At 71.2% G+C, this 16,786-nt stretch carries 15 protein-coding genes and 1 pseudogene; 8 read left to right on the forward strand and 8 right to left on the reverse strand.

Features of this window, described 5'->3' with window-relative positions:
• The first annotated feature begins 235 nt into the window (after window positions 1-235).
• The 3 genes from AB0903_RS01180 (at window position 236) to AB0903_RS01190 (ending at window position 3,106) form a co-directional block, all read left to right on the forward strand.
• Window positions 236-1,780, forward strand: coding sequence for a DUF2252 domain-containing protein (locus AB0903_RS01180; RefSeq protein ID WP_366697683.1), 1,545 nt, complete (start codon window positions 236-238; stop codon window positions 1,778-1,780).
• Between the two features lie 33 nt (window positions 1,781-1,813).
• Window positions 1,814-2,671 carry a hypothetical protein gene (locus tag AB0903_RS01185; protein ID WP_366697685.1) on the forward strand — a complete coding sequence of 286 codons (858 nt, stop codon included), beginning with the start codon at window positions 1,814-1,816 and terminating at the stop codon, window positions 2,669-2,671.
• A 90-nt stretch (window positions 2,672-2,761) separates the two neighbouring features.
• The gene (locus AB0903_RS01190) at window positions 2,762-3,106 is read left to right on the forward strand and encodes a rhodanese-like domain-containing protein (RefSeq protein ID WP_366697687.1); all 345 of its coding nucleotides are present in this window, start codon (window positions 2,762-2,764) and stop codon (window positions 3,104-3,106) included.
• Window positions 3,107-3,383: 277 nt separating this feature from the next.
• On the opposite strand, the gene AB0903_RS01195 is transcribed toward AB0903_RS01190, so the two are convergent.
• The 6 genes from AB0903_RS01195 to paaA all read right to left on the reverse strand — a co-directional run bounded on the left by AB0903_RS01195 (window position 3,384) and on the right by paaA (window position 8,467).
• Window positions 3,384-4,526, reverse strand: a complete 1,143-nt coding sequence (locus AB0903_RS01195; RefSeq protein ID WP_366697689.1) for an acyl-CoA dehydrogenase family protein — start codon at window positions 4,524-4,526, stop codon at window positions 3,384-3,386.
• Window positions 4,527-4,711: 185 nt separating this feature from the next.
• The gene (locus AB0903_RS01200) at window positions 4,712-5,767 is read right to left on the reverse strand and encodes a 2Fe-2S iron-sulfur cluster-binding protein (protein ID WP_366697691.1); all 1,056 of its coding nucleotides are present in this window, start codon (window positions 5,765-5,767) and stop codon (window positions 4,712-4,714) included.
• Entirely contained in the window at window positions 5,768-6,244 is a 477-nt protein-coding gene (paaD, locus tag AB0903_RS01205; RefSeq protein WP_366697889.1) for a 1,2-phenylacetyl-CoA epoxidase subunit PaaD, read from the reverse strand. It lies immediately after the preceding gene.
• Window positions 6,245-6,387: 143 nt separating this feature from the next.
• Entirely contained in the window at window positions 6,388-7,170 is a 783-nt protein-coding gene (gene paaC / locus AB0903_RS01210; protein WP_366697693.1) for a 1,2-phenylacetyl-CoA epoxidase subunit PaaC, read from the reverse strand.
• A 41-nt stretch (window positions 7,171-7,211) separates the two neighbouring features.
• Window positions 7,212-7,502: a 1,2-phenylacetyl-CoA epoxidase subunit PaaB gene (gene paaB / locus AB0903_RS01215; protein ID WP_366697695.1), complete on the reverse strand. Its 291-nt coding sequence runs from the start codon at window positions 7,500-7,502 to the stop codon at window positions 7,212-7,214.
• The gene (paaA, locus tag AB0903_RS01220) at window positions 7,499-8,467 is read right to left on the reverse strand and encodes a 1,2-phenylacetyl-CoA epoxidase subunit PaaA (protein WP_366697697.1); all 969 of its coding nucleotides are present in this window, start codon (window positions 8,465-8,467) and stop codon (window positions 7,499-7,501) included. Before paaA ends, paaB begins: the two co-directional genes overlap by 4 nt.
• Before the next feature lie 591 nt (window positions 8,468-9,058).
• Between paaA and AB0903_RS01225 the strand changes: the two are divergent.
• The 3 genes and pseudogenes from AB0903_RS01225 to AB0903_RS01235 all read left to right on the forward strand — a co-directional run.
• Window positions 9,059-9,724 (forward strand): annotated as a pseudogene (locus AB0903_RS01225) (DUF5819 family protein); the annotation flags it as partial.
• On the forward strand, window positions 9,721-10,977 hold the full coding sequence (locus tag AB0903_RS01230; protein WP_366697699.1) for an HTTM domain-containing protein: 1,257 nt from the start codon (window positions 9,721-9,723) through the stop codon (window positions 10,975-10,977). The pseudogene AB0903_RS01225 and the gene AB0903_RS01230, both read left to right, overlap by 4 nt.
• Window positions 10,974-11,648 carry a TrmH family RNA methyltransferase gene (locus tag AB0903_RS01235; RefSeq protein WP_366697701.1) on the forward strand — a complete coding sequence of 225 codons (675 nt, stop codon included), beginning with the start codon at window positions 10,974-10,976 and terminating at the stop codon, window positions 11,646-11,648. The genes AB0903_RS01230 and AB0903_RS01235 overlap by 4 nt, the downstream gene beginning before the upstream one ends.
• 419 nt (window positions 11,649-12,067) lie before the next feature.
• Here AB0903_RS01235 and paaN read toward each other — a convergent pair whose 3' ends face one another.
• Complete coding sequence (gene paaN / locus AB0903_RS01240; RefSeq protein WP_366697703.1) at window positions 12,068-13,744, reverse strand: phenylacetic acid degradation protein PaaN; 1,677 nt, start codon at window positions 13,742-13,744, stop codon at window positions 12,068-12,070.
• A 121-nt stretch (window positions 13,745-13,865) separates the two neighbouring features.
• Here paaN and AB0903_RS01245 point away from each other — a divergent pair, with 121 nt between their 5' ends.
• Together AB0903_RS01245 and AB0903_RS01250 are read left to right on the forward strand one after the other, a co-directional pair.
• Entirely contained in the window at window positions 13,866-15,398 is a 1,533-nt protein-coding gene (locus AB0903_RS01245; protein ID WP_366697707.1) for a 3-hydroxyacyl-CoA dehydrogenase, read from the forward strand.
• On the forward strand, window positions 15,398-15,991 hold the full coding sequence (locus tag AB0903_RS01250; RefSeq protein WP_366697709.1) for a TetR/AcrR family transcriptional regulator: 594 nt from the start codon (window positions 15,398-15,400) through the stop codon (window positions 15,989-15,991). Before AB0903_RS01245 ends, AB0903_RS01250 begins: the two co-directional genes overlap by 1 nt.
• 170 nt (window positions 15,992-16,161) lie before the next feature.
• On the opposite strand, the gene AB0903_RS01255 is transcribed toward AB0903_RS01250, so the two are convergent.
• Entirely contained in the window at window positions 16,162-16,692 is a 531-nt protein-coding gene (locus AB0903_RS01255; protein ID WP_366697891.1) for an Lrp/AsnC family transcriptional regulator, read from the reverse strand.
• Between the last annotated feature and the right edge of the window lie 94 nt (window positions 16,693-16,786).

A 16,786-nucleotide genomic window follows, 5' to 3' on the forward strand; every position in this document is an offset into this window, starting at 1 on the left:
GGGCCCGTTTCTCATGTTTGACGCCGGGCGTGTTCCAGATCCGTGGCAAGGGCGCGTTCGTCCGCGGTGTTCCACGTGGAACATCTGCCGGCCGGCGGCGCCTCGGCTGCGGTGTTCGACCAGGTCAATCGGGCTCACGGAAGGTTTTCCACAGGGGGAGACGGCTGTCCGGGCTCGGCGGTACGGTCGTGGCAGTTGACGGTGATGACGTTCGTCGCCGGGGGAGGGCGCGAATATGAGCGAGATCATGGCGTCGGTGCCGGAGCAGCGGCCGGATTCCGGCGGGGACGGATCGGCGGGCGCGGTGTGGCCGGGCTCACGGGACGAGGCCGGGGTCGGCTTCGGTGGCGGGCGGCGTATTCCTGTGGTCCCGGGCTTCGCGCCGCGCACGGCGACCGTCAGCGGCGCCCGGTCACCGAAGGAGATGGGCAAGGCGCTGCGGGACCGCGTACCGCGCTCTTCGCACCATGTGATGCTGCCGACGTCCGGCCGGCCCGACGCCGTGCAGGCCGTCGAGGAGTCCAGCCGCGGGCGTGTGCCGGAGCTCACCCCGATCCGCGTGGGACGGATGGCTGCTTCCCCGTTCGCCTTCCTGCGGGGCGCGGCCGGGCTGATGGGCCATGACCTGGTGGGCACACCGGTCACCGGTATCGGCGCACAGCTCTGCGGCGACGCCCACGCGGCGAACTTCGGTCTCTACGGGGACGCCAGGGGCCGTCTGGTCATGGACCTCAACGACTTCGACGAAACCGTCGTCGGCCCGTGGGAGTGGGACCTCAAGCGGCTCGCGGTGTCCCTGGTGCTGGCGGGCCGGACGGCAGGGGCCGACGAGGGCGTCTGCCGAGCGGCGGCCTTCGACACCGTGGGCGCCTACCGCCGCACCATGCGGTTGCTGGCCAAGCTGCCGGCCATGGACGCGTGGAACGCGATAGCCGACGAGGAGCTCGTCTCCCACACGGACGCCCGGGACCTGCTCGGGACGCTGGAACGGGTCGCGGCGAAGGCGCGCAACAACACCAGCGCGCGATTCGCGGCCAAGGCGACCGAGGCCGTGGAAGAGGGCGAGTACGGCGACGACGGTACGCGGGGTGCCGCCGGGCGCCGCTTCGTTGACGCGCCTCCCGTGCTGCGCCGGGTCCCCGACGCGGAGGCGGCGGCCGTCGCCGCTTCGCTGGGGGAGTATCTGACCACGGTCGGGGAGGACCGCCTCCCGCTGCTCGCGCGCTACTCGATACACGACGTCGCGTTCCGGGTCGTGGGCACCGGAAGCGTGGGCACCCGGTCGTACGTCGTGCTGCTCCTCGACCACCGCGGCGATCCGCTGGTGCTGCAGGTGAAGGAGGCACGTGCCTCCGTACTTCTGCCGTACCTGGAATCCGTCGGCTTCCCCGCACCGGAGCCGGTGCACGAGGGGCGCCGAGTGGTGCGGGGCCAGAAGCGCATGCAGGTGGTCAGCGACAGCCTGCTGGGCTGGACGACCGTGGAGGGGCGCCCCTTCCAGGTGCGGCAGTTCAGGAACCGCAAGGGCAGTGTCGACCCCGGGGCCCTCACGCCCGACCAGCTCGACGACTACGGCCGGATGACGGGCGCCCTGCTCGCCCGAGCCCACGCCCACAGCGCGGACCCGAGACTGCTTGCCGGGTACTGCGGCAAGAACGAGGAGCTGGACGAGGCCGTGGCGGCGTTCGCGGTGATGTACGCGGACCGTACGGAGGCCGATCACGCGGACCTCCTGACGGCCATCAAGAGCGGTCGGACAGCCGCTGAGCTGGGGGTGTGACAGGCCCCCCGGCAGCGCCCGTAGGCTGGAGCGGTGACTCAGGATGCCGCCGGGGGACCGACGACCCGCAACGACGAAGAGCCGGCCGCGCGACAGGCAGCGCAGCATGCCGAGCAGGACCGGCCGGAGGCCCGGCTGGCCAAGGCCGTCGGGGCGGCCGAGCACGCGCTGATCGAGTTCGAGATCGCGGTGGAGACGTTCCGGGTGGAGGTGGAGAACTTCTCCAGGCTGCACCACCAGAAGCTCGGACCGATGTACGCGCGGCTGGACGAGCTCGACGCGCAGATCGCGGAAGCCAGGGCGGCACACAGCGGCGACCCGGAGGACCTGCGCAAGGCGTGGGAGGCGCGGGCCCTGGTACTGCCGATGCCGGGCGTGGACGAGCTGTTCCACGACTGGATGGATTCCGACGGCCTCTCCGCCGAGGCCGCCGCGATGCTCACGGACCAGCCCGTGCAGTCACCGAAGCGGGTCCGGCCGAGCGACGAGGCGCGCAAGCTCTACCGGGAACTCGTCCGCAGGTCCCATCCGGACCTGGCGCAGGACGATACGGAGCGGGCACGGCGCGAGGAGTTCATCACGCGGGTCAACGCCGCATACGGGCTGGGCGACGAGTCGGGGCTGAGGGAACTGGCCGAGGAATGGGCTGCCGGGCCCGTGCCGGCCGCGCCCCGGCCCAGCGAGCGTGACGAGCTCTATGCCCGGCTCGAGTGGCTGGCGCAGCGCAAGGAGCTGCTGACCGTGGTCGCCCGGGAGCTGGAGGAGAGCGCCATCGGGGCGATGCTGCGGATGGCGCCGGACGACCCGGACCGGCTGCTGGAAGAGATCGCCGAGCAACTCCTGGCGCAGGTGGCGGAGCGTGAGGCCGAGCTGGCCGGGTTGGTGCAGTAGGTTTTCCGGGGCCTCGGTGGGGCGGGGCCGGACCGCGACCGGGACCGCTGCGGAACCGGCCTTTTACACGTACGAGAGAAGGCATCACTCATGAACTTCGCCCCGTTGCCCTCCGTGAGCGTCGCGGAGGTGCCGGCCGACGGCCTCGTCCTGGACGTACGGGAGACCGACGAGTGGGCGGCCGGGCACGTCGAAGGCGCGCTGCACGTCCCGATGAGCGACTTCGTGGCCCGCTTCGGCGAGGTGACGGAGGCGCTGGCCGACGGACGGCGTGCCTATGTGATGTGCCGGGTCGGCGGCCGCTCCGCGCAGGTCACGCAGTACCTGGTGCAGCAGGGCGTCGACGCGGTGAACATCGACGGCGGCATGCTCGCCTGGGAAGGGGCGGGGCGGCCCATGGTCACCGAGAACGGCTCCCCCGCGTCCGTGCTCTGACTCCACGCCGGATGCTCGGCCGGGCAGGGACAGGCGATGCGCCCGGCCGGCGGCGTCGGTTCGGTGGCGTGCGGGGCCGGCGGCGTCGGTTCGGTGGCGTGCGGGCCCGGTGGTGCGTCGGGCCGGAGTGTGCGGGTCGGTGGCATGCGGCCCGGTGGTGCGTCGGGCCGGAGTGTGCGGGTCGGTGGTGTGCGGGCCCGGTGGTGCGTCGGGCCGGGGTGCGCGGGCCGGTGGTGCGTCGAGCCGCGTTGTGCCCGGCCTGCGGCGTGTCCGGGCGCTAACCGAGAGGGTGGGCGGCGAGGAGATCGCCGAGAGCCTCTTCGTGGGCGGCCGCGGGACCGAGCGAGAGCTCGAGCTGCTTGGCCCAGGCGTGGTAGCGGTGGAGCGGGTAGTCGACGTCCGCGCCGAAGCCGCCGTGCAGATGCTGAGCGGTCTGCACGACGCGCCGAACCCCCTCCGAGGCCCAGATCTTGGCCACGGCGATGTCGCCCGCCGGCGGCAGCGCTCCGTCGGAATCGGTGGTGATCCGCCAGGCGGCCTGCCAGAGGGTGGCCTCCATGGCGCGCAGGTCGATGTACCGGTCGGCGGCCTGTACGGCCACCGCCTGGAACGTGGCCACCGGGAAGCCGAACTGCTCCCGCTTGCCGGTGTATGCGCCGGTCATGGCCAGTACCCGCTCCCCGAGGCCCAGAGCCAGGGCACAGGTGCCCGTGGCGAGCAGTCCGCGGAGCCACTCCCAGGCGTGAGGATCGTCGATCAGGTCCCGGTCGTCGATTTTTACCGCCTTGAACCGGACCTCAGCCAGGCGCTCGCCACTTGTGGAGACCTGCTCGGCGAGGGCGAGGCCGTCATGCGTACGCGGTACAAGGGCGAGAACCGCCCTGCCGTCGCCGGTGTGGGCAGGCACAGCGATACGGTCCGCGCATTGCGCCCAGGGCACAGCCGTGTGCATCCCGTCGAGGACCCAGCCGCCCGCTGGTCCGACGGGGCGGCGTGCGGTGACGGCGGACTCTGCGGAACCGTGGCCGGTGCGGCCGTTGGCCGCTGCCGTGAGCACCAGGTCGCCATGGCCGATCCGGGGGAGGACCTCGCCGCGGAGACTGGTGCTTCCGAAGCGCGTCACGGCCATCGCGACCGCGGACGTCTCCAGCAGCGGCACGCGTGCCAGCACCTTGGCGGACTCGCGCAGTACCAGGCAGAGCGCGATGGGGTCGAGTCCGGCACCGCCGTGCTCCTCCGGCAGCACCAGGCCCAGCAGGTCGGAGTCCGCGAGGCGGGACCACAACGGGCGGTCGAAGTCGTCGGCGACGGCCTCCGCAGTCATCGCGGGGCTCGGAACCGCATCGGGCGCCACGGCCGAGAAGACCGCCTCGGCTGCCTCCACGGCTGCCAGATGCTCCTCGGTGAAGGTGAAGTCCACTTCCTGCTCCCTCCGCGACACAGCCGTATCTGACGGGTCGTCAAGATAGGTGACGCCGGGCGCGAAGGGAATGGCTGCGGAGCACGGGGCTGGCCGGGCCTCACGGCTGCGGGTGGTCGGTGCGGGTGGACGGTGGGCTGCGAGCAGTGGGCTGTCGGCGGGGGCAGCGGCGAGGAGGTCGGCGGTCAGCGGTCGAAGTCCAACTCCACTTCCGCCGTAGCGGGATGGGACTGGCAGGCCAGGACATAGCCGGCGTCCGTCTCCTCCGGTTCGAGGGCGAAGTTCCGGTCCATGCGGACCTCGCCCGAAACCAAGAACGCCCTGCAGGTGCCGCACACACCGCCCTTGCAGGCGTAGGGTGCGTCGGCCCGGCTGCGCAGCACCGTCTCCAGGAGCGACTCTCCTTCCTGGACCGGCCAGGTGCCCGACCGGCCGTCGAGGGTTGCCGTGAGGGCGGCGTGAGCCGGCGAGGCGACGGTCGTGGACAGCGGTGCCGAGCCGTCATCGACGTGGAAGATCTCCTGGTGGATGCGGCCGCGGTCCACGCCGAGCCCACGCAGAGCGCGCTCGGCGGCCTGGACGAGTCCGAACGGCCCACAGAGGAACCAGCCGTCGACCTCCGGCACCGGAAGCAGCGCCGGCAGAAGGCCGGTCAGGCGCTCCTCGTCCAGGCGCCCCGACGGCAGTCCCGCCTGCTGTTCTTCCCGGGACAGCGCGGTGACCAGCTGAAAGCGGTCCGGGTAGCGGTCCTTGAGGTCGGCCACCTCGTCCAGGAACATCGTGGAGGCCGCCGTGCGGTCGCTGCGGATCAGGCAGAACCGGGCTTCCGGCTCGCTCCGCAACAGCGTCGCGGCCATGGACAGCACGGGCGTGATCCCGCTGCCGCCCACCACCGCTGAGAAGTGACCCGGCCTCGGAGGGAAGAGGAACCGGCCGGCCGGCGGCATCACCTCGACGGTGTCGCCGACGGACAGCTCCTTGAGGGCGTACGTCGAGAACTCGCCGCCGTCCACACGTCGGATGCCGACCCGCAGCACGGGAACGCCGCCGTCCGGAGCGGCCGGGGTGCAGATCGAGTACGTGCGGCGGATCTCCACGCCGTCCACGAGCCGGCGCAGCGCGATGTGCTGGCCGGGTGTGTGGCGGAAGGTCTCGCGCAGTTCGGCGGGCACGTCGAAGGTGACGGTCACCGAGTCGTCCGTGAGCCGTTCGACCGCGCTGACCCGGAGCGGATGGAACATCTACAACTCCTTGAAGTGGTCGAAAGGTTCGCGACAGGAGACGCACCTGCGCAGGGCTTTGCAGGCCGTGGAGGAGAACCTGCTCAGCAGCTCCGTGTCGGTAGAGCCGCACTGCGGGCAGCGGACGGAGAGCGATATCGGCACCGGCTCGTCCGCCGCGTGATGACGGGGCGGCGCTATGCCGAACTCGCTCAGCTTCCGGCGGCCTTCGGCACTGATGTCGTCCGTCGACCAGGCCGGCGCAAGGACCCTGACGACCGAGACGGCCGCCATCCCGTGGTCACGCAGCACCCGTTCGATGTCGGCCGTCATGGCCTCGACGGCCGGGCAGCCCGTGTACGTCGGTGTCAGTTCGACCTCGACGCAGGCGGGTCCGACCAGGCGAACGCCCCGGATGACGCCGAGCTCCCCGAGGGTAAGCACCGGCAGCTCCGGGTCGGGGACCGAGCCCGCCAGCCTGCGCAGCTCCGCCTCCAGGCTCGTGTCGCCCCCGGACGCACCCGGCGCAGGCGGTGCGGCCTGGACCCGGGTGTCGGCCGGGGCCTGGGGCTGCGGCGAAGCGTGGACGTGGGGCTGGGGCTCCGGCGCGGCGTGCGCGCGAGCCTGTCCGGTTGTTCCTGTCACCATGACGCCCCCGGGTGACTCCGGTGCAGATGCTGCATCTCCGCGAGCATCCGTCCGAACGACTCGGTGTGCAGCCCCTGGCGCCCCGCTCCCGCGGACCAGGCGCCCGTGCGCGCACCGGACGGAACGGTCAGCGTGGCCGCCTCCAGAACCGCCGTGACCCGCTCGAGCCAGGGCGTTTCCAGGGCTGCGAGATCCACCTCGAGCCCGTCCACCGGCTGGAACATCTCGCCCGTGAACCGCCACAGCGCAGCGCACGCCCGCTGCATCCGCTCGTGGCTCTCCGCCGTGCCGTCGCCGAGCCTGGTGATCCAGTGCTCCGCGTGGTCCTGGTGGTACGAGACTTCCTTGACGGCCTTGGCGGCGAGTCCGGCGAGCGGGCCGTCCCCGGCCGCCAGCTGCCCGTAGAGGAGGCGCTGGTGGACGGAGAAGTAGAACTGGCGGGCGATGGTGTGCGCGAAGTCGCCGTTCGGCTGCTCGACCAGCTGGAGGTTCCGGAAGGAGCGCTCCTCGCGGAGGTAGGCCAGTTCGTCCTCGTCACCGACGAGAGAGAGCAGTACGCGCGCCTGCCCGAGCAGATCGAGCGCGATGTTGGCGAGGGCGACCTCCTCCTCCAGGACCGGTGCGTGTCCGGCCCACTCCCCCAGCCGGTGGGAGAGCACCAGTGCGTCGTCACCGAGAGCCAGCGCTGCCGTGGTGTACCCAGCGGGGTGAGGCGCCGGTGCCGCGGCCGGAGGCGGGGTGGGCCCTGTCGCCGGTGCCTCGGCTGTCGGGGACATCGCGGCTTCCGTGGGTGCCGAGGAGGTGGTGGGCGTCGTGGTCACAGGTGCTTCACCCCTTCCGGGATCTCGTAGAACGTGGGGTGCCGGTAGGGCTTGTCGGCGGCCGGCTCGAAGAACGGGTCCTTCTCGTCCGGTGAGGAGGCGGTGACGGCGGTGGAGGGCACGACCCAGATCGAGACACCCTCGCTGCGCCGCGTGTACAGGTCGCGGGCGTTACGCAGGGCCATTTCCGCGTCCGGCGCGTGCAGGCTTCCTGCGTGGGTGTGGGACAGCCCGCGGCGCGAACGCACGAAGACCTCCCACAGCGGCCATTCGGTAGAGCTGCTCATGCCGTCGCCTCCACGGACTGGTTGTGCTGTGCTGCCTGGTGCTTCTCCGCGTACGCAGTGGCCGCTTCCCTGACCCAGGCTCCTTCTTCGTGTGCCCGCCGGCGCTGGCTGATCCGCTGTTCGTTGCAGGGGCCGTTGCCCTTGAGGACGTCCTGGAACTCGGCCCAGTCGATGGCACCGAAGTCGTGGTGGCCGCGCTCCTCGTTCCACCGGAGGTCCGGGTCGGGGAGGGTGAGACCCAGGGAATCGGCCTGCGGCACGCAGATGTCGACGAAGCGCTGGCGCAACTCGTCGTTCGAGTGGCGCTTGATCTTCCAGGCCATGGACTGCGCCGAGTGTGCCGATGCGTCGTCCGGCGGACCGAACATCATCAGTGACGGCCACCACCAGCGGTCCACCGCGTCCTGCGCCATCGCGTGCTGCTCCGGCGTCCCCTTGGACAGGGTGAGCAGAAGCTCGTACCCCTGGCGCTGGTGGAAGGACTCCTCCTTGCAGACCCTGACCATCGCCCGGGCATAGGGCCCGTAGGAACAGCGGCAGAGCGGCACTTGGTTGGTGATCGCCGCCCCGTCGACCAGCCAGCCGATCGCGCCTACGTCCGCCCAGGTGAGCGTCGGGTAATTGAAGATCGAGGAGTATTTCTGGCGGCCCGAGTGCAGCTTGTCGAGCAGCTCGTCGCGGCTGGTGCCGAGCGTCTCTGCGGCGCTGTACAGGTAGAGGCCGTGGCCGGCTTCGTCCTGGACCTTGGCCATCAGGATCGCCTTGCGGCGCAGCGAGGGCGCGCGCGTGATCCAGTTCGCCTCCGGCTGCATGCCGATGATTTCGGAGTGCGCGTGCTGCGCCATCTGGCGGACCAGCGACGCCCGGTAGGCGTCCGGCATCCAGTCGCGCGGTTCGATGCGCTCGTCGGCGGCCACGGCAGCGTCGAATGCCGCCTGGTACCCATCCGCAGTCACTGCCGTCATCCGGACTCCCCTACCGACCGATCGTTCGGTTCATCGGCTTCAATGGTCGGTCGCCGAGCCGTAGGGTGTCAACCCTGTGGATAACCGAGGGGACCGGCGGCGAGCGGGGCGGGGATGGATTCCTACGAGGACGAGGAAGACGCGGGGGGCGGGAAAGTGAGCTCCGGGCTGCCTGGGCCCCGTCGTGCCGGGCAGACGGAAGGTGGCCGACCGGAGAGCAGTCGGGAGGCCGGGCCGCCGCCCGGACTCGACGAGCCTCGTCCGGGCGACGGCGCCCGCACCGAAAGCATCCCTGCACGCACCGAAGCACTCCCCGGACCGCGCCAGGCGTCGGAGCCCCCGGCTTCCGCGCCCCCCGGCCCGTCGGCGCCCTCTGAACTCCCTGATCATCGGTGGCCGCCCGCGGCACCCGCTCGTGCCGAGCCGCCTGCGTGCGACCGAGCGAGGTTGCCCGCGGCACCCGACCGTGCGGAGTTGCCCGCGCCTGTCGGCCCTCCCCGCCCCCCGGCCCCGCCTGGAGCGCCCGAATCACTCCGTTCCGCTGAGCCGCCCGCCCGACCTGTCGCCCCTGCGGACCCGGTGGCGCCCGAGCCGTCCGGCGGTATAGCGGGGCTCTCCCTTCCCTATCAGGCCGCGGCTGCCGTGTCGCTCGCGCTGATAGCGGCCCTCGCCTGCGTCCACCTGGCCATGGTGTTTCTCCATGTCGCCCCCTCCAACACCGTGACCAAGCAGTACGGGGAAGCGGTCGACGGCTGGGTGTATCCGGAGTTCGAGCAGAACTGGAAGCTGTTCGCCCCCAATCCCCTCCAGCAGAACATCGCGGTACAGGCGCGGGCTCAGTACACCGCCCGTGACGGCAGCCACCGCATCAGTGACTGGATCGACCTGTCGGCCCAGGACGGTGAGCAGATCCGTCACAACATCATCCCGAGCCATCTCCAGCAGAACCAGCTCCGCCGCGCATGGGACTTCTACGTCGGCTCGCACGACACCGAGAACCGACCCGACGGGCTGCGCGGCCGACTCTCGGAGAGCTACCTGCGCCGCATCGTGATGCTCCGCCTCGGCCGCCAGGACCTCGGCGGTTCCGTCGAGCGCATCCAGCTCCGTGCGTCAACCAGGGCCATCGGGGCCCCGAAGTGGAGCGAAGAGAAGATCGACACCCGCCCCGTCCACCGAGAACTGCCGTGGTGGACCGTCACCGCGGCGGATCTCCCGGGTGGAGCCGGCAACGACAGGACAGAGGCCGCCCGGTGAAGCCCGACCAGGGCCGGAAGGTCGCCCGTGCCGTCCAGCTCATCACCTCCACGGCTCTCGGGCCCTACCAGAGCGCGGTCGTCCGGATCGGCTTCGCGGCGACCTGGCTGCTGTTCCTGCTGCGCGAACTGCCCCACCGGCACGATCTCTACGGACCGGACGGCCCCTGGAGCTGGGAGATGGGCCGGGAGCTGATCGCCGGCAACAACGCGTTCACCGTGCTCCTGTGGTCGGACAGCGCGCTGTGGTTCGAGTTCGTCTACGGCCTCTGTGTGCTGTCCAGCCTGCTGATGATGCTGGGCTGGCGCACCCGTGCCGTGTCGGTGCTCTTCATGGTCGGCGTGCTGTCCCTGCAGAACCGATCGATCTTCGTGGGTGACGGCGGCGACAACGTCGTCCACCTCATGGCCATCTACCTGGTGCTGACGCGCTGCGCGCAGGTCTGGTCCCTGGATGCCCGGCGGGCGGCACGCCGGCGCGGCCCCGAGCGGAAAGCTCCCGAAGCCGCAGGCCCTGAATGGGCGGACACCGAAGCCGCAGGCCCCGAGCGGGCAGGCGCCGACCTGACAGGGCCCCTCCTCTGGGTGGTGCTCGGCGCGGCGCTCTTCGCGGGCACCGTCGTGGGAGGGGCCGGCGGAGACGCCTGGATCCTCGTCATGTTCTGGGGGGTGTGGGCGGCTCATGGCCTGTGGTGGGCGGTGAACCGCTTCGCGCCCGGCAGCCAGCCGCGCATCCTGCTCGACGTCCTGGCGAACCTCATCCACAACGCCGCCCTCGTCGTGATCATGGTCGAGGTCTGTCTGATCTACGCCACCGCCGGCTGGTACAAGATCCAGGGGTCGCGCTGGCAGGACGGCACCGCGCTGTACTACCCACTCAAGCTGGACTATTTCACTCCGTGGCCGGAGATCTCCGGGCTCCTGGCCTCCGGCGGAGTGATGGTCATGCTGCTGACCTATGGCACCGTCGTCGTGCAGGTGGCCTTCCCGTTCACGCTCTTCAACCGGAGAGTCAAGAACGTCCTGCTGGTGGTCATGATGCTTGAGCACGCGGCCATCGCGGTGCTCCTGGGGCTGCCGTTCTTCTCGCTGGCGATGATCGCGGCCGATGCCGTGTTCCTGCCGACCGGCTTCCTGGTCGCTCTGGGAGCCGTGGTGGCCCGCGGGCGGAACCGGTGGAAGGGCGGGACGGACGGTGCCCCGCTCCCGGTGGAGCAGGGGCGCGACGAGCAGCCCCGTACGCTCGTCGGGTGAGCACCACCGAAGAACCGCTTCAGGAAGAACCGATTCAGTACGACGACGGGTACGCCCCGGAGGTCGGCGTCGGCCCGCACCCGCTGCCGTGGCCAGAGGACGAGCGGTACGACCGGGAACTGCTGGCCCGAGGCGACCGGCGGAACGTCGTGGACGGCTACCGGTACTGGACGCGGGAGGCGATCGTCGCCGACCTGGACACGCGCAGGCACGGCTTCCACGTGGCCGTGGAGAACTGGGGCCACGACTTCAACATCGGTTCGGTGGTGCGTACGGCCAACGCCTTTCTCGCGAAGGAGATCCACATCGTCGGACGCCGGCGCTGGAACCGGCGCGGCGCCATGGTCACCGACAGATATCAGCATGTGCGGCACCACCCGGACACGGCCTCGCTCACCGAATGGGCGGCCGCGGAGGAACTGCCGATCATCGGGATCGACAATCTGCCGGGTGCCGTGCCGCTCGAACGGACCGAACTGCCGCGTCGCTGTGTGCTTCTCTTCGGTCAGGAGGGCCCCGGGCTCACAGAAGAGGCCCGTCAGCACGCCTCCATGGTGTGCTCGATCGCCCAGTTCGGTTCGACGCGGTCGATCAACGCGGGGGCGGCGGCCGCCATCGCGATGCACGCGTGGGTGCAGCGGTACGCCGACGTACCGGCCCCGGGATCCTGACCTGGCCGTCGCGCCAGGGTTCCGCAGGGGAGAGTGTCCGGCCGGCATGCCGGGCAGCCCGGCCGGCCGGGCTCTTCTCGCCCCAGACAGCCCTCGGGCAGCCCGGTGTGCTCCCACCCGCACCGCGCTCGGGCCGGCCATGCTGCTGCGCGCCGGTGAGGTGGCCCGCCGGGTGCGGCAGTGGCTGCTGACCGCGCCCGTCGAGGCCCCGGCCCCCCGGGACAGGCGATGCCCCGGACGCCGTGGGCCGGTCCTCGCGGGGCGTCGCCGACGGACGCCGTGTTCCCGGTGACCGGCACACCGGAGCAGGTCGCCGAGGTGCTCCGCCGCGGCCTGTGAGGGCCGGCGGGGCGCCGGGCGCGGGCTCGTACCTGCCCGGCCCAACGCCACCCGCGCCGACCTCGTACCACCCGAGCCGGTCAGACCTGGCGGCGGACCTCCACCACACGGAAGCGGTTGGAGACGAAGGCGCCGTCGCACAGTGCCGCGTTCGCCGCGGGGTTGCCGCCGGAGCCGTGGAAGTCGGAGAACGCGGCGGTCTGGTTGACGTACACCCCGCCGGTCAGGTTGAGCGAGAGCTGTGCCGACTCCTCCAGGCAGACGTCTTCGATCGCCCGCTCCGTCTCCTCAGAGGTGGTGTAGGCCCCCACCGTCATCGCGCCCTTGTCCCGGATCGTGCGGCGCAGCAGCTCCAGGGCGTCGGCCGTGGAGTCGACGGCCACCACGAAGGACACGGGGCCGAAGCACTCCGACAGGTACGCCGGCTCCGAGTCCGCGGAGTCCCAGTACTTGCGGGCACCGTCGAGCTTCACGATCACCGGGGTCCGTACCGTCGCGCCGGGGAACTCCGGGTTGGCGACCTCACGGGACTCCAGCGCTACCTCGCCCAGCTCCGACGCGGCCTCCAGCCGTGCCTTCACGTCGGGGTTGACCAGGGCCCCCAGCAGGGCGTTCGCCCTGGCGTCGTCGCCGAGCAGGCCGCCCACCGAGGCGGCCAGGTCCGAGGCCACCTCGTCGTAGCTCCTGGGCCCGGACTCCGTGGTGATGCCGTCCCGGGGGATCAGCACGTTCTGCGGGGTGGTGCACATCTGTCCGCTGTACAGGGAGAGGGAGAAGGCCAGGTTGGACAGCATTCCCTTGTAGTCGTCGGTGGAGTCCACCACGACGGTGTTGACGCCGGCCTTCTCCGTGTACACCTGTGCCTGGCGGGCGTTGGTCTCCAGCCAGTCGCCGAAGGCGGTGGATCCCGTGTAATCGATGATCTTGATCTCGGGGCGTGTGGCCAGGGTCTTCGCGATGCCTTCACCCGGCTGCTCGGCGGCGAGGCAGACCAGGTTGGGGTCGAAGCCGGCCTCGGTGAGCACCTCGCGGGCCACCTGCACGGTGAGGGCCAGCGGGAGCACGGCCCGGGGGTGCGGCTTCACGAGGACCGGGTTGCCCGTCGCCAGGGAGGCGAAGAGGCCCGGGTACCCGTTCCACGTCGGGAAGGTGTTGCAGCCGATGACCAGTGCGATGCCGCGGCCCGCGGTGGTGAACGTCTTCCGCAGCTCCAGCGGATCGCGCTTGCCCTGGGGCTTCGACCAGTCGGCGGCAGCGGGGGTGCGGGTCTGCTCCGCGTACGCGTACGCCACGGCCTCCATGCCCCGGTCCTGGGCGTGCGGGCCGCCGGCCTGGAACGCCATCATGAAAGCCTGCCCGCTGGTGTGCATCACCGCGTGCGCGAACTCATGGGTACGTGCGCTGATCCGGGCCAGGATCTCGAGGCAGACGAGCGCGCGGGTCTCCGGGCCGGCCTCGCGCCAGGCACCCATGCCGGCGCGCATCGCCGGCAGCAGTACGTCCAGGTCCGGGTGCGGATACTCGATCCCCAGCTCCGGCCCGTACGGAGAGACCTCGCCGCCGGTCCAGCCGTCGGTGCCCGGCTGATCCAGGTCGAAGCGGCAGCCGCGCAGCGCCTCGAAGGCCGCCAGGCCGTCGGCGGGCGCGCTCTCGCCGTACGCCTTGGGGTGCTCGGGGTGCGGGGACCAGTACGCGCGCGTGCGGATCGCCTCGAGGGCCTGGTCGAGCGTGGGCCGGTGGGTCTCGGTCAGCTGCATGCGGACCAACTCCTCGTCGAGCTGGGCAGGGGAGGATGACAGAGTTAGAGTAACCGAACGATCGGTCGGTACAAGGGGGCCTGTCGAACCTGTGGACAACTCATCGGGGAGGATCGCCTCCATGACCGCCATCGACTCCACGACCGCGATCGACGCGAGCCGTACCGTCGCCGTCGTCGGCACCGGAACCATGGGGCAGGGGATCGCCCAGGTCGCCCTCGTCGCAGGCCATCCCGTACGCCTCCACGACGCCGCTCCCGGACGGGCGCAGGAGGCGGCGGCGGCGATCGGCACGCGCCTCGACCGGCTCGTGGAGAAGGGGCGGATGTCTCCCGCGGACCGCGATGCCGCCCGCCGCAGGCTTTTTCCGGCCGCCGACCTTTCGGAGCTCGCCGACGCGGCGCTCGTCGTCGAGGCCGTGCTCGAACTGCTCCCGGTCAAGCAGAAGCTGTTCACGGAGCTGGAGAAGATCGTCGCCGACGACTGCCTGCTCGCCACCAACACCTCCTCCCTGTCCGTGACGGCCGTCGCCGGCGCCCTGCGCAGCCCCGGCCGCTTCGTCGGCCTGCACTTCTTCAACCCGGCCCCCCTCCTGCCGCTGGTGGAGGTCGTCAGTGGCCACGCCACCGACGACGAGGCGGCCGAACGAGCCTGTGCGACGGCCCTGGCCTGGGGAAAGACGCCCGTGCGCTGTGCCGACACCCCGGGCTTCATCGTCAACCGCGTCGCACGCCCCTTCTACGCGGAGGCGTTCGCCGTCCATGAGGAGCGCGGCGCCGACCCCGCCACCATCGACGCGGTCCTGCGCGAATGCGGCGGGTTCCGGATGGGGGCCTTCGAACTGACCGATCTGATCGGCCAGGACGTCAATGAGGCGGTCACCCGTTCCGTCTGGGAGTCGTTCTTCCACAGCCCGAAGTTCACGCCGTCGCTGGCCCAGCGCCGGCTCGTCGAGTCGGGTCGGCACGGCCGCAAGTCCGGTCACGGCTGGTTCTCGTACGAGGACGGCGCCAAGAGCCCCCGGCCGCGGACACAGCCGCCCGCCGCCGCCCCCGCGAGTGTGGTCGTCCAGGGCGTCCTCGGGCCGGCGGAGCCTCTGGTCGGCCTGATCGAGCGGGCCGGAATCACCGTCCTCCGTGAGGAGGGCGGCGGCTGCATCACGCTGCCGGGCGGCACGGAGCTGGGCCTGGTGGACGGGGAGACCTCGTTCGAGTACGGCGACGGGATCATCTACTTCGATCTCGCCCTGGACTACGAGAGCGCGACCAGGATCGCGCTGTCGGCGTCCGCCGGCACTCTCAGGACCATGCCCGGAGCGGTCGACGAGGCCGTCGGGCTCTTCCAGGCGCTCGGCAAGGACGTCTCACTGATCGGCGACGTCCCCGGCATGATCGTCGCCCGTACGGTGGCGATGCTGGCCGACTTCGCGGCGGACGCGGTCGACCGCGGCGTGGCCTCCGCGGAGGACGTGGACACCGCGATGAGGCTGGGCGTCAACTACCCGGCGGGGCCCCTGGAGTGGGGCGAGCGGCTGGGCTTCGGGTGGGTCTGCGAGCTGCTGGAGACGCTGCACAAGCGGTACCCCACCGGCCGGTACGCGCCGTCCCTGGCGACCGCCCGCCGCGCATACGCCGACGACGGGGGGGAAGGCTGATGACCACGGCCAAGCGCGACACCTACACGCCGGAGACCCTGCTGACGGTTGCCGTGCGGATATTCAACGAGCGCGGCTACGACGGGACTTCCATGGAGCACCTGTCGCAGGCCGCCGGGATCTCGAAGTCCTCGATCTACCACCATGTGACAGGCAAGGAGGAACTGTTGCGCCGGGCCGTCAGCCGGGCGCTGGACTCCTTGTTCGCCGTCCTCGACGAGAGCGGCGCACAGCGCGGCCGCGCCATCGAGCGGGTGGAGTACGTCACGCGGCGCACGGTCGAGGTGCTGATGGCCGAACTGCCCTATGTGACGCTGCTGCTCAGGGTAAGAGGCAACACGAAGACCGAGCGGTGGGCCCTGGAGCGGCGCCGGGAGTTCGACCAGCGGGTCGCGGACCTGCTCAAGGCGGCCGCCGCGGACGGCGATCTCCGGGCCGACGTCGACATCCGGCTGGCGACGCGGCTGCTCTTCGGCATGGTGAACTCGCTGGTCGAGTGGTACCGCCCGCAGCCGGGCGGCGGCTACGACGGCGACCAGGTGGCGGAGACGGTGGTGCGGCTCGCCTTCGACGGGCTGCGTACGGCTCCCTGACCCGCTCGGTGCCCGCGGTCGCGCGCACCCGGGGCGGTCGGCGCCACGCGGGCACGATCCGTGTCCGGCGGAGACGGCGGCGGTGTCGGCCGAGCGGTGCGCGGTGGAGGTGGCGGCGCTGTCGGTGCGTGCGGTCGAGGCGACGTCCGGTCAGGTCGGCGGCGTGCGGGTCAGGGCGTTTCCGTGTCCGGAGCCCCGTCCGGGCCGGTGAGCTGTCCTGGTGCGTGGTCGAGGTCCGTCTCCTCGAAGACCAGCAGCGTGCGGGTCGACAGCACCTCGGGGATGGACTGCAGCCTGGTCAGTACGAGTTCGCGCAGCGTGCGGTTGTCGGGCGTGTGCACCAGCAGCAGCACGTCGAAGTCACCACTGACGAGCGCGATATGAGCGGCACCCGGCAGCGCCTGCAGCTGTTCCCGCACCGTTCGCCAGGAGTTCTGCACGATCTTGAGCGTGATGTAGGCAGAGGCGCCCTGGCCCGCCCGCTCGTGGTTCACCCGAGCGCTGAAGCCCCTGATGACGCCGTCGTCGATCAGCCGGTTTATCCGTGCGTACGCATTGGCACGGGACACGTGCACCCGCTCGGCGACCGAGCGTATGGAAGCGCGCCCGTCCGCCTGGAGCATGCGGAGGATGTCGCGGTCGATCGGGTCCAGCGGGCGTGGCACAGGCGTCTGTCCCGCGTGGTCCCCGCCGTCGGCCATTTGTTCAGTTGCCACGTCCCCCCGCCTTCCTAGCATGGACGACCTGTCTCCATATCAAGCTGTGGAGAACCGTTTGTCCACAGGCTTCCCGCGC

This window comes from Streptomyces sp. NPDC048389, from assembly GCF_040706335.1.
Taxonomy (GTDB): Bacteria; Actinomycetota; Actinomycetes; order Streptomycetales; family Streptomycetaceae; genus Streptomyces.